At 64.7% G+C, this 12637-nt stretch carries 7 protein-coding genes; 1 reads left to right on the forward strand and 6 read right to left on the reverse strand.

Features of this window, described 5'->3' with window-relative positions; all coding sequences use genetic code 11:
• Positions 1–57: 57 nt before the first annotated feature.
• The gene (locus FXB40_RS40050) at positions 58–1149 is read right to left on the reverse strand and encodes a TRAP transporter substrate-binding protein (protein ID WP_148777779.1); all 1092 of its coding nucleotides are present in this window, start codon (positions 1147–1149) and stop codon (positions 58–60) included.
• Positions 1150–1290: 141 nt separating this feature from the next.
• A complete protein-coding gene (locus tag FXB40_RS40055) occupies positions 1291–1842 on the reverse strand; it encodes a MarR family winged helix-turn-helix transcriptional regulator (protein ID WP_148777780.1) in 552 nt (183 codons plus the stop codon).
• Between the two features lie 504 nt (positions 1843–2346).
• Between FXB40_RS40055 and FXB40_RS40065 the strand changes: the two genes are divergently transcribed.
• Positions 2347–4164, forward strand: coding sequence for a tannase/feruloyl esterase family alpha/beta hydrolase (locus FXB40_RS40065; protein WP_246208254.1), 1818 nt, complete (start codon positions 2347–2349; stop codon positions 4162–4164).
• Between the two features lie 62 nt (positions 4165–4226).
• Here the strand turns inward: FXB40_RS40065 and FXB40_RS40070 are convergent, their stop codons facing one another.
• From FXB40_RS40070 to FXB40_RS40085, 4 genes are all read right to left on the reverse strand, one after another.
• Complete coding sequence (locus tag FXB40_RS40070; protein ID WP_187437476.1) at positions 4227–10223, reverse strand: autotransporter domain-containing protein; 5997 nt, start codon at positions 10221–10223, stop codon at positions 4227–4229.
• 518 nt (positions 10224–10741) lie between these two features.
• Positions 10742–11239 (reverse strand): SMI1/KNR4 family protein, encoded by a 498-nt coding sequence (locus FXB40_RS40075; protein WP_187437477.1) that lies wholly within the window; start codon positions 11237–11239, stop codon positions 10742–10744.
• Positions 11240–11319: 80 nt separating this feature from the next.
• The gene (locus tag FXB40_RS40080; RefSeq protein ID WP_148777784.1) at positions 11320–11577 is read right to left on the reverse strand and encodes a hypothetical protein; all 258 of its coding nucleotides are present in this window, start codon (positions 11575–11577) and stop codon (positions 11320–11322) included.
• Between the two features lie 78 nt (positions 11578–11655).
• On the reverse strand, positions 11656–12585 hold the full coding sequence (locus tag FXB40_RS40085) for a DUF2778 domain-containing protein (protein WP_430648180.1): 930 nt from the start codon (positions 12583–12585) through the stop codon (positions 11656–11658).
• Between the last annotated feature and the right edge of the window lie 52 nt (positions 12586–12637).

Below are 12637 nucleotides of genomic sequence, written 5' to 3' on the forward strand. Positions count from 1 at the left end.
TGGCTCACAGGCTCGACGAGAGCCGGGCGCGGCGCAATCACCGCGCCCGGCTGACAATCAGGCCTTGTTGCGCATCTTGCTCAGCAGGTAGTTGTCGTAAAAATTCTCCGCGATCTGCGTGTAGAACAACAGCTCCTTCTGATACGCGTCGTGGCTGTCCTTGGTGCGCTTGAACAGGTCGCTCTTGGCAGCGAGCTCGTTCAGATGCTCCTGGGTCGCGTTGTAGCAGGCCTCCAGCACCGGCTGCGGAAACGCCTTCAGTTCCGCGCCGTTCGCGATCAGCCGCTTCAGCGCCGCCGGATTCACGCTGTCGTATTTCTCCAGCATCCAGGCGCCGGCCGCGGACGCGGCCTGGTTGACGATCGCCTGATACTGCTTCGGCAAGCTCGCCCATTTCTCGTCATTGACGATCATGTGCAGCATGGCGCCGCCTTCCCACCAGCCGGGGAAATAGTAGTATTTTGCGACCTTCTGGAAGCCGAGCTTCTCGTCGTCATAGGGACCGACGAATTCGACCGCGTCGAGCGAGCCCTTCTCCAGCGCCGCATAGATGTCGCCACCCGCGAGCTGCTGCGGCACCACGCCGAGCCGCGCCAGCACGTGGCCGCCCATGCCGGCGATGCGGAACTTGAGGCCCTTGAGATCGTCGACGGTCTTGATCTCCTTGCGAAACCAGCCGCCCATCTGGGTGCCGGAATTGCCGCAGAGGATGGCGTGGGTCTTGAAGGGCTTGAGCGCCTCGTTGGTGAGGTCGGCGCCGCCGCCAAAGTTCCACCAGGATTCCTGGTGGCGATGGTTCATGCCGAACGGCGCGCCGGTGGCGTAGGCCAGCGCCAGCTCCTTGCCGATGTAGAAATAGAGCGGTGTCTGCGCCATCTCGACGGTGTTGACGCTGACCGCATCGAGCGCCTGCAGGCCGGGGACCAGCTCGCCGGCGGCAAAGGTCTGGATCTGGAATTTGTTGTCGGTGGCTTCAGCGACGTATTTCGCAAAGGTCTGCGCCGTGCCGTAGATGGTGTCGAGCGACTTCGGGAAGCTCGAGGTCAGGCGCCATTTGATCTCGGGTGCGCTCTGCGCGATCGCAGGTGCAGCAACCAGCGTCGTCGCGCCGGCGACTGCGCCCCCCTTGAGGAATGTACGGCGTTTCATGATGGGGTTTCTCCCTCTGCGTCAGGCTTGAAATGGATGGCGTAAGCCACGGTCTTGGCGGACCGTTTGCCCTTTCCCGCCATGCAGTTCAAGCCATGATAAAGGAGGGGCGACCCGCCAAATCAGGCCGCCGCAGATCGCTCAGGCATCCTCGACAAAGACCGACAGCGCCCGCTGCAATTCCTTGTAGGCGCGCGGTCCGATCTTGGCCGCGAGCGCCTTGTCGCTTTCGGCGGCCGCCGGCCTCAGCCGGCCCAGCAGCGCCGTGCCGGCCTCCGTCAAATAGAGCACGTAATAGCGGCGGTTGATGGCCGACGCCGTGCGCCGCACCCAGCCACGGCCCTCCAGATGATCCACCAGCCTGCCGAGCCCGGCCCGCTCGATCGACAGCAGCTGCGCGACCGCGAGCTGGTTGACGCCGGGATTGGCGTCGATCACGCAGAGCACGGAAAATTGGGCGGGACTTATCTCGAAGGCCGCCAGCTGCCGGCTGAATTCCTTGAAGATCCACAGCTGCGCCCGGCGAATGCTGTAGCCCAGCAGTTGCGAGAGGTCCCCGAGCGCCAGCGGTTTCACCTTGGCTGTCTTCGCGCCCGGCACGATGCGCGGCGCCGGTCGCGTCGGCTTTGTCACGCGCGCCGCCCGCTGCGGTCGCGCGATCCGCTTCCTGACCCGTGCCTTGGTTGGCTGCATCGGTGCGCATCTTTCGCAAAGCCGGTGCAAGCGCATCCGGCTGCATCTTGGGGATTCGGACAGCGAGTCTAACGCAACGCGCTCGGATCGAGAAGCCGAGTGGACCATCGCGCCCGCGTGTACAGCTTCTACGACAGGTTGCACAGCAATATCGCGCAATGCTCCATGTTGACACGGCAACATGGCTCGCCTAAGGATCGTGAAAGCCTGCCGTACCGCGAGCAGGGTCAAGGGGAGCGAACGTCCGTGCCGTCATCAGGGCTGGGCGACGATCCGCGTGCCACAGCGCATCGCGGCGGAATGGTTCTGCGCGCAAACGAAACTGCGTCGTGGCTCATGGCCGGCGCACGCGCATCTCTCCCAACAGCGATTCAGAAAACGTCTCTGACCACGCGACGCCTCGCCAGTTCGCGGCGCGTCGGGTGCTTTCGTTCAATCATCAACGTTGAAACTGGGAGGGCATGACATGAAACGATTTTTCCTCGCCTCGACGATCGTCGCCACATGGCGTCTTTCGGCCCGCAAGCGGCCGCACACGGGCTGCCGCCGAGCGGCGTGGCCCCGCGCTCGTCCTGCACCGCCCTCACCGGGCTCACTCTGCCGAACACGCAGATCCTGAGCGCGACGCAGAAGTCGGGCTATTGCAACGTGGTCGGCATCATCAACAAGCGCATCTCGACGCAGGACCCCGATCACTTCACCTACGGCATCGGCTTTGCGCTCAACCTGCCCAACACCTGGCACGGCCGCTTCGAGATGATGGGCGGCGGCGGCACCGACGGCAGCCTCAATGCCGACCCGCAAGGTGCGGCCGGCGTCGAGCTCGGCCAGGGCTGGGCAGTGTCGGCCGATGACGGCGGCCACGAGGACAGTGCGACCAATGCCGTCGGCGGCTATCAGGACGACGACGCCAATGCCGGCGGCTCCGCGCATTTCGCGATCGATGCGCAGGCGCGCCGCGACTACGGCTACAACGGCATCGAGAAGACCGCGACGACCGCCAAGCAGATCATCTCCTATTTCTACGGCCTCGAGACCGTCTATTCCTACATCATGGGCTGCTCGAACGGCGGCCGCGACGCGATGGTCGCGTCGCAACGATCGCCCTGGCTGTTCGACGGCGTGATCTCGCAAAATCCCGGCTTCAACCTGCCACAGGCGGGCCTGGCGGAGGCCTGGAACGAGCAGGTGCTCGGCACGCTTTCAACCAGCAAGGACGTCAACGGCCAGCCCTATATTCCCGACACGTTCCCGCAGCAGGACCTTCAGGTGGCATCGGCTGCGATCCTGAGCGCCTGCGACGCGCTCGATGGCCTCGTCGACGGCATCATCGACAATTACCACGCCTGCACGGCCAGGAAGGTGTATCCCGCGCTCGCGAGCTACACCTGCGGCACCGGCTCGCACGGCAGCACGCCGCATGGCGGCACCTGTCTCACCAGCGGCCAGGTCGATGCACTCAAGAAGATCTACGCCGGCCCGGTGAATTCAAAGGGCGAACGGCTCTATTCGAACTGGTTCTGGGATGCCGGCATCTGGACGCCGCCGACGGCGTCGGGCGCAGGCTGGCAATTCTGGAACGTCGTCACCGCGCCGGTACCTGGTGTCAACACCGCGATCAATTTGACGCTGGGCGCCGGCGCGATTCCGATGATCTTCCAGACGCCGCCCGTCGTCACGCCCGTCAACGGACCGACCGGCCAGGAAGCCTTCGTGTTCAAATTCAACTTCGACACCGACGCGCCGAAGATCTTCACGAAGACTGCGGCCTATCCGGAAAGTTCGATGGACTTCATGGCGGCGATCGCAACCGATTTGCGTCCGTTCAAAGCGCGCGGCGGCAAGCTGATCATTTCGTCCTCGGTCAATGACGGCATCTTCTCGGGCGCAGCGATCGCCCGCTGGTACCGCAAGATGAACCAGCGCATGGACAATCACGCGACCGATTTTGCGCGGCTGTTCATGGTGCCCAACATGGCCCATTGCGGCGGCGGCGCGGCCACCGCAAGCTTCGCGACGAACGAGCTCAAGGCGATCACGGACTGGGTCGAGAACGGCATCGCGCCGAAACGCATCGTCGCGGCCAATACCAACACCACCTCGCCCTACCCGACCGGCGGCGTGTTCGATCCGCGCATTGCCCAGAACTTCCCGACCGGAGGCACGCGGCCGCTCTGCGTCTATCCCGGGATTCCCGCCTACAAGGGCAGCGGCCTGACCAGCGATGCGGCGAACTTTGCGTGTGTCGATCCCGGCTTCGGCCGCGGCGGCGACCACGACTTCAACGACGATGACGACGGCCACGGCGGCGACAGGCATTGAGCCTTGGTTCGCTCTCACGCCCCGGACGCAGACGCGTCCGGGGAACGCGATCAATCCGTGGACTAGAAATTCAGGCTGAACCTGCCCTTGACGGCGTGGTCGGTGACATGGTCCGCCAACTCGCCGAAATAGGATATGCCGATCTTGGCGTTCGGCCTGACCTGCCAGTCAAATCCGGCTTCCACCACCGCGGCATCCCGCGCCAGCGGCACGCCGGCGACCGAGAACGTACTGCCCGTGCTGACGAAGCTCAGCGCACTTGTGGGGACCGTGTCACCATAGGCGTGCTGCCAATAAGCAGATACCCGCGGGACGATGGTCGTCCCGTTGAAGAGCGCGAAGCTCTCGGCCAAGCGTACGCCGAGCGAGGAATACCCAGTATCCTGCGTCGTATGCGAGCCGACCAGCGCTGCCGCGCCGCCCGCCTCGCTGAAGCCACCAGTGTCGAGATGCACATAAGCGAGCCCGGCAAAAGGCTCGATCGCGAGCTTGCCGACCGCAAAGCCGTAGCCGACCTCGCCGAACACCTGGCTGGTGCTGGCGCTGTAATGCGCCATCACGCTGTCGAAGAAGCCGGGGAACAGCACTGAGCGATTGGTCCCGACCTCGTTCCAGGCGAAAGCGGCGCCAGAGCGGAAATTCAGCGGTCCCCGGCTCGTGCCGGCGTAGACCGCGACATGGGCGGTATCGATATTGGCCGAGCTCGCCCGCGCACCCACACTGACGGACGAGTTGGTGTAGCCCGCCGCGACACCCGCACGCCAATCCTCACCAAAGCGGCGGTCGAGGCCGGTGAAGACGCCACCGAGATTGCGTAACACTCCGGCCGCGTTGCCGTCGCCGTCAAAATTGCCCCATGCACCGACGCCCTGCGTCCACCAGGTCAGTTCCGGCGCCGGCTGCACTGCCATCGGGATCGCCTTGGTCGGGAACGCAGGCCGGCTAGCGGACGCATAGGCGTTCGCGGGATCCGTGTACGCCACGATCGGCCCACCGAGACCGAGCGCGGCCATGGCTCCATTCGAACCCGCATAGGTCGCCTGGCGCAGCCGGCTCTGCACGGCATCGCGGATAAACAGGCTATCGTCGATCAGCACCGACTGCACGCTGGCGTGGATCTCGCCGGAGAGACTGTCGAGTGTCCGGGGGATCGCACCGGCGCCAACATTCACCGCCGCGACGAACAGCGGATTGCCAACCGGGAAACGGTCGAGCGCGGTGCCCACCGCGCGTTGGTTGCGCGCGATCCCCTGGTCCTGGAAGAAGGTTGGGTTGCGCACGAGGTTAAGGAAGACGTCGTCGGCGTCATAGCTCAGCGTCGCCATGAGGTACGGAATATTGGTGGTGACCCCGGCGAACGCGCCGGTCCTGCCGCTGGCTGCCGTGAGAATGGTATAGGTGATCGCCGACGAGTAGGTCCCCGCTTGCGCGATGACCTGAACCGTGCCGCCCGTCAGCGTGGCCGTGCCGGTGGCGACGATCTTGTCGGAGAGCCCGGCAAGATTGGTCTCGACCTGATAGGCGCCGCCGCTGAAGCCGACATTGCCGGCTACGTTCAGCGTGCCGATGGAATGGCCGGGCCCGACGATGCCGCCGTTCACGGTCAGGCCACCGAGCGTACCGTTGCCAGCCAGCAAGCCGCCATTGACCGTCGTCGCGCCGACGGTGCCGTCGACGGACAACGTGCCGCCCTGCACGGTGAAGGTCGAGTTCGCGAGCGTGCCGGTCACGTTGAGCGTCCCCTGCTGCACCGTCCACGGCAGCACCAGGGCATTGGTGCCGGTCAGGGTCCATGTCGAGGCGTCGACCTTGTTGTAGCTGGCAAAGGCACGGTACTGCGCCGCCGGGCCGATCAGAGCAGCATCGAAGCTGCCGCTTCCGGACGCGCCGCCGAGTTGGAACGTATCGGTGCCGACGCCGACCGCGTTGCCAGTGATGACGCTAGTCGGGGCGATGGTCAGGGTGTTGCCGGCGCCCGCGAACTGGATCGCGATGCCGCCGCTGCCGGTGATCGCGCCCGCATTGAACACGCTGGTCGCTCCGGCCGACGTCACGATGCCGGTTGCACCACTGATGCTGCCGGAGTTGCTGATCGCGTTGGTCGTGCCGCCGGTCAGGTTTACGCCGATCGCGGAGGCGTTAATGACGCCGGCATTGCTGACGACCGATTTCCCAGTAGTTGCGGAGGCATCGACCCCATCTCCGAAGCCAGCCTGAACGGTTCCGGCTGCGATGTTCACTGAGCTAGTGCCGCTAGTGGTCGTCGCCGTGATCCCCGCACCGTTGTTGGCAGTGACGTTGCTGCTCGTTGTCACCGTGACATTGCCGCCGCCCGCTGTCGTCGCCGTGATGCCGCGTCCGCCCGACAACACGCCAGTCGGGGCCACCACGATGTTGGCGTTGTTGGCCGCGCCCGTGATCTGGGCCGTTATCGCGCTTGAAAGCGCAAGAGCGCTGATGCTGCCGCTGGGATTGATCGTGATATCGCCGCTGGTCGAGCTCGCGCTGTTGGTCACCGTAAGCCCAGGCCCCGCGATCGACGTGTCGATGCTGCCAGTGCCGCCGACGCTCATGCTGCCGGTGCTGCTGGAGGTCGCGCTGATGCCGCCATTGCCGGTCGAGGTCAACGCGCCGTTATAGGTGATCGAGGTATTGCCGCTGCCGCCGGTGATGCTGGAGAGGATGTCGACATTGCCGACGACGTTCATATCCCCGTTGGCAACGATCGTGATGCCGCCACTACCGCCGGCGGTGACCTGGGCGTTGATGCCGTTGTTGACCGCAAAGATCGGCGTCGTGGTGATGTTGATGGCACCGCTCGCAGTCGTTGCGATCACGCCGCTCGTGACTCGCGACGCGCCGGTGCCGATCTGGCCGCCGCTCGCATTGACGACGATGTTGCCGCTGGTGGTCGTCGCGTCGAGACCGCCACCGCCGGCCCCGCTCAGCAGCGTGCCGGCATTCATGTTGACGAATACGTTTCCGCTGGTCGCAGTCGCATTGACGTTCGCGCCGCCCGTAGCCTGGCTGGTGCCGCCGGTAATGTTGACCGTGCTGGTGCCGCTGGTGGTCGTCGCCGTGATCCCCGCGCCGTTGTTGGCGGTGACGTTGTTGCTCGTCGTCACTGTGACGTTGCCGCCGCCCACTGTCGTTGCCGTGATGCCACGCCCGCCCGACAGGACGCCAGTCGGCGCCACCACGATGTTGGCGTTGTTGGCCGCGCCCGTGATCTGGGCCGCTACCGCGCTTGCAACCCCAAGGGCGCTGATGCTGCCGCTAGGATTGATCGTGATATCGCCGCAGGTCGAGCTCGCGCTGTTGGTCACCGTGAGCCCAGGCCCCGCGATCGACGCGTTGATGCTGCCGGTGCCGCCGACGCTCATGCTGCCGGTGCTGCTGGAGGTCGCGCTGATGCCGCCACTGCCCGTCGAGATCAGTGTGCCGCTATAGGTGATGGAAGTATTGCCGCTGCCGCCGGTGATGCTGGAGAGGATGTCGACGTTGCCGACGACGTTCATATCCCCGTTGGCAACGATCGTGATGCCGCCACTACCGCCGGCGGTGACCTGAGCGTTGATGCCGTTGTTGACCGCAAAGATCGGCGTCGTGGTGATGTTGATGGCCCCACTCGCCGTGGTCGCCACGACGCCGCTTGAGACCCGCGCCGCGCTGGTGCCGATCTGGCCGCCGCTCGCATTGACGACGATGTTGCCACTGGTCGTGGTCGCGTCGAGACCGCCTCCACCGGCTGACCCCGTCAGCGTTCCAGCCGTCATGTTGATGAACACGTTACCGCTGGTCGCCGTCGCGTTGACGTTGGCGCCAGTCGATGCCTGGCTGGTACCGCCGTTGATGTTGACCGTGCTGGTACCGCTGGTGGTCGTCGCCGTGATCCCGGCACCGTTGTTGGCAGTGACGTTGTTGCTCGTCGTCACCGTGACATTGCCGCCGCCCGCTGTCGTCGCCGTGATGCCGCGTCCGCCCGACAACACGCCAGTCGGGGCCACCACGATGTTGGCGTTGTTGGCCGCGCCCGTGATCTGGGCCGTTATCGCGCTTGAAAGCGCAAGCGCGCTGATGCTGCCGCTGGGATTGATCGTGATATCGCCGCTGGTCGAGCTCGCGCTGTTGGTCACCGTAAGCCCAGGCCCCGCGATCGACGTGTCGATGCTGCCAGTGCCGCCGACGCTCATGCTGCCGGTGCTGCTGGAGGTCGCGCTGATGCCGCCATTGCCGGTCGAGGTCAACGCGCCGTTATAGGTGATCGAGGTGTTGCCGGTGCCGCCCGTGATGCTGGAGAGGATGTCGACATTGCCGACGACGTTCATATCCCCGTTGGCAACGATCGTGATGCCGCCACTGCCGCCGGCGGTGACCTGCGCGTTGATACCGTTGTTGACCGCAAAGATCGGCGTCGTGGTGATGTTGATGGCACCGCTCGCGGTCGTTGCGATTACGCCGCTCGTGACCCGCGCCGCGCTGGTACCGATCTGCCCGCCGCTCGCGTTGACGACGATGTTGCCACTGGTCGTGGTCGCGTCGAGGCCGCCCCCGCCGGCTCCGCCCAACAGCGTGCCGGCCGTCATGTTGATGGCGACATTGCCGCTGGTTGCGGTCGCATTGACGTTGGCACCACTCGACGCCTGACTCGTGCCGCCATTGACATTGACCGTGCTGGTACCGCTGGTCGTCGTCGCCGTGATGCCTGCACCGTTGTTGGCGGTGACGTCGTTGCTCGTCGTCACCGTGACGTTGCCGGCGCCCGCCGTCGTCGCCGACACGGCCGCTGCGCCAGTGAGCGCGCCTGCCAGCGTTACATTGATGTTGGCATTGTTGGCTGCGTTGGTGACCTGCGCGGTGACACTAGTGTCACTGACGCTGATGCTGCCGCTCGGATTGATCGTGATATCGCCGCTGGTCGAGGTCGCGGTGTTGGTTACCGTTAGGCCGGGTCCGAAGACCGTAATGATGCTGCCGGTGCCACCGACGCTCATGCTGCCGGTGCTGCTGGAGGTCGCGGTGACGGCCTCGCTGGTGTCCAGCAAGCCATTGTAAGTGATCGACGTGTTGCCGGTCCCCCCGACGACGCCGGAGAGGATGCCGACATTGTTGTGGGCGCTGATGTCGCCGTTCGCGACAATCGTGATGCCGCCGCTCCCACCCGCCGTGACCTGGGCATTGACGCCGATGTGGTCCGCGAAGACGGACGTCGTGGTGATATTGATGGCTCCGTTCGCCGTCGTCGCCACCACGCCGTCGCTGACGTTTACGAAGCTGGTTCCGATCGTGCCGCCGCTCGCATTGACAATGATGTTGCCGCTGGTCGTGGTCGCTTCCACGCCGCCGCCCGAGCCGAGCGCGCTCTGAAGCGTCCCGGCAGTCATGTTGATGAAGACATTGCCGGTGGTCGCCGTCGCACTGACATTGGCGGGGCCGCCTGCCTGATGGAGGCCGCCGTTGATGTTGACCGTATTGGTCCCGCTGGTGGTGGCCGTCGCGATGCCGGCCGCGCTGGCGTTCGTCAGGAAGTCGCCGGACGTCGTCACCGTGACGTTGCCGCCGCCCGCCGTGGTCGCCGAGACGCCGCTTCCGCCCGAAATCGCGCCCGCCAGCGTCACCCCGACGCTGGCGTTGTTGGTGGCACTGGCGACCCCGGCGACCACCGCGGTCGAGAATGCGTCGCTGGTGATGTTGCCGCTCGAATTGATCGTGATGTTGCCGCTCGCGGAACTCGCGCCGTTCGTTACCGTCAGGCCCGAGCTGAACACCGACAGGATGCTGCCGGCGCCGGTGTAGCTCACAGACCCGCCCGCCCCGTCCAACTGCAAGGCGCTTGAACCTCCGGTGGAGCTGACCGCGCCATTGTTCGTAAAGCTGATCCCACCGACCGACTTCGTCGTGACAAGATCGAGCCCCGTGCCACTGACGGTCACGCCCGAATTGATCTGGCCGATCAGGTCCGCGTTGAATTGCTGCGTCCTGTCGCTCGTCGCTGCATTGGGGCTGGTCGAATTCGTGGTCGACGTGGTTGCGGTGCTGGTCGCGCAGGTGACCGTCACCGGGTCCGTTCCGGTCGTCGCACACTGTGCGCGAGCATCTTGCGATTGAAAGACGTAGAGCGATAGCGCCGCAACAAGGGTGGCAGCAATGGCTCGCCCCCCTCTCCTGAAGCCGGTCATCGAGCGTGCTACATTTCGTCGAGCGCAACCGGCCTCTCGACTCTCTTCCGCGCCGCCCATTCCCATTGCATTTCCAATCGCATTCTCGAAACGATTCCACCGTAACAAATCATTGCTGGGTGGTAAGAGATTACGAACGGGAACCGCAATTTGGTCGCGTCTCGTTGCTGCGCAGTAACATCAACCGAACGGTTGAGATGAGCGGACACCTAGTGATGCATTTCGCCTAATTCATAGGCGAACGCCGACTTCAAGCAGGGCAGCAGCCGCATCCGGGGCACGAGATTGATCAACCCGAGCTCTAGCCTCGTCATTGCGAGCGTAGCGAAGCAATCCAGACTGTCTCCGCGGAAAGACTCTGGATTGCTACGCTGCGCTCGCGATGACCATGAGCTGCCTCACTGAGCCTCCTCGTACAGGCCCGCGATGAAGTCGCGAAATGTCGACGTGAGCGGCAGGACGTAGCCCCAGCCGTCGGACATCGCTTCAGCAAGTGTCCACGGCTTCTCGTATTCGGCGACCTCGTGATCGATGAACCAGATCTTGCCGAAATGCGGCTTGTCGATCGTCATGCAGATCGGATTGCCGCCGTGATCGCTCATGATCCACAGGAGGTCATCGACGGTCGGCCATTGCGGCGTCTCACGCGTCCGCGCCAGCGAACATTCGTCGCCCCGCAATCCCAGCACCTCCTGCACCGCACCTGCCCAATGCCCTTGCGGCCAGTTGAACTCGGCCGAACCCTGGAAATAACCGCCGGCGCAGGCCAGCAGGAACTGGCGATAGTCATCCGGCAGGCGACACCCGAGCATTGTCTCGAACGATGCGAGCGCGGCTTCGGTCGGCGGCTCTCTCGTGGCGCAATCGATGCCCGCGATGAATTTGGCAATGTCCATGCATTCCTCCTCGGCGCGTGCGCGCGCCATGGCTTCGTCGCGGCAGCCGACAAGCCGGTTCGAGGAGAAAAACGTCTGCGTTAGAGGAGCTTCGCGCTCACGAACAACGCGCGTACCGCGTTCGTCGCCTGCACCACGAGGATGGCATTGTCGGCGGCGCCCTCCAGCGCGTGGACGGCATCGTCATGCAGCGAGCGGAATTCCATCCACTCGACCGATTTGAAGTTGGTGAGGAATTGATAGGCCTGGCCGACGGTCGCGATCGCCAGCGTGTCACCGTTCAGCTTGATCTTGAACGTCGTGCGCAGCGGGGTCTCGGAGCTTGCTGGATCACTCATGGGCTGCTTCTGGACGACAACGGCTTAACAAAGGGAAAACGGCAGCCCCGCCGCAGCACGCAAACTTCAGGCCGAACATCAGGAATCGGTGCTGGCGCGCTGCGCGACAGTTGCCGGGCTGCTCAGGCTCGGCACGACGACCAAGCGGTTGAACTCGCCATTGTCGTAGGCCTTGAGGAAGCGATCATAGTCCTTGATCGAGACGCAACCGTTGGAATCGCCGCGCGGCCCGAGCATGTAGGTGTGGGTGAGCAGGCCGACACGACCGAGCGCGCTGGTGCCATCTGTCGGCGTCATGCGCAGCGCCCGAACGCCGTGGAACAGTTTTTCGCGCGGCTTGAGGTCGTAGGTCGCAGGCGGCGTGGCACCGACCATGCGCTGGTCGACATGGTCAGGGTCGTCCATCAGCGCGCCCATGCCCGAATGGGCCTCGATCGCGACGCCGTTCGGCAGATAGAGCGCCCTCGCCTTGATGTCATAGACCGCCGTCCGCGAATCGTAGCCGAGCGCGGCCAGATCCGGCGCCTTGCCGAACAGGCCGCTGTCGGGCGTCAGCGAGGCCAGCTTGATCTTGTCTTTGAATTTTTCGAAGAAGTTGCGATTGTCGACCCTGGGCGTGGTGTCGGCATAGGCCTGGCTGGAGGCGATCTGGGCGCTGAGGTCCGCCTGGACCGGACGCGAACGCGGCACCGGCACGGCATCGGCCCGTTGCGAGAGCCGCCTCTCATCAACCGCTGTCCGGTCGTCGTCGGTCAAGGTCGAACGCCAGTCGTCGCCCTGGAGCTTTTGAGCGAGCATCGCCTTGGCATCGCGCAGCTTGAGCTCCACCGCGTTCAACGCCGACCGCTCCAACGTCCGCAGGCCGGACTGATTGCCCGACAGCGAGGTGAAACGGTCGTTGAACGAAGTTGTATTGGCCGGCGGCAGCGCGGCAGTGACCAGCGGAGTGGAATCGCCGATATCCGCGACCCACGCGGCAGCGCCCAGCGCCAGCGCGACGGCAGCCATAGACAGCAAAATTGTCTCGGCTCGCCCAATTCGGCGGCGCGGCAACAGCCTC

The sequence above is a fragment of the Bradyrhizobium rifense genome, assembly GCF_008123425.1.
Lineage (GTDB): Bacteria > Pseudomonadota > Alphaproteobacteria > Rhizobiales > Xanthobacteraceae > Bradyrhizobium > Bradyrhizobium rifense.

Excerpts from the sequence above, each read along its gene's own strand:
- FXB40_RS40050 (WP_148777779.1), bottom strand. The coding sequence starts at position 1,149 with ATGAAACGCCGTACATTCCTCAAGGGGGGCGCAGTCGCCGGCGCGACG.
- FXB40_RS40055 (WP_148777780.1), bottom strand. The coding sequence starts at position 1,842 with ATGCAGCCAACCAAGGCACGGGTCAGGAAGCGGATCGCGCGACCGCAG.
- FXB40_RS40065 (WP_246208254.1), top strand. The coding sequence starts at position 2,347 with ATGGCGTCTTTCGGCCCGCAAGCGGCCGCACACGGGCTGCCGCCGAGC.
- FXB40_RS40075 (WP_187437477.1), bottom strand. The coding sequence starts at position 11,239 with ATGGACATTGCCAAATTCATCGCGGGCATCGATTGCGCCACGAGAGAG.
- FXB40_RS40080 (WP_148777784.1), bottom strand. The coding sequence starts at position 11,577 with ATGAGTGATCCAGCAAGCTCCGAGACCCCGCTGCGCACGACGTTCAAG.
- FXB40_RS40085 (WP_430648180.1), bottom strand. The coding sequence starts at position 12,585 with ATGGCTGCCGTCGCGCTGGCGCTGGGCGCTGCCGCGTGGGTCGCGGAT.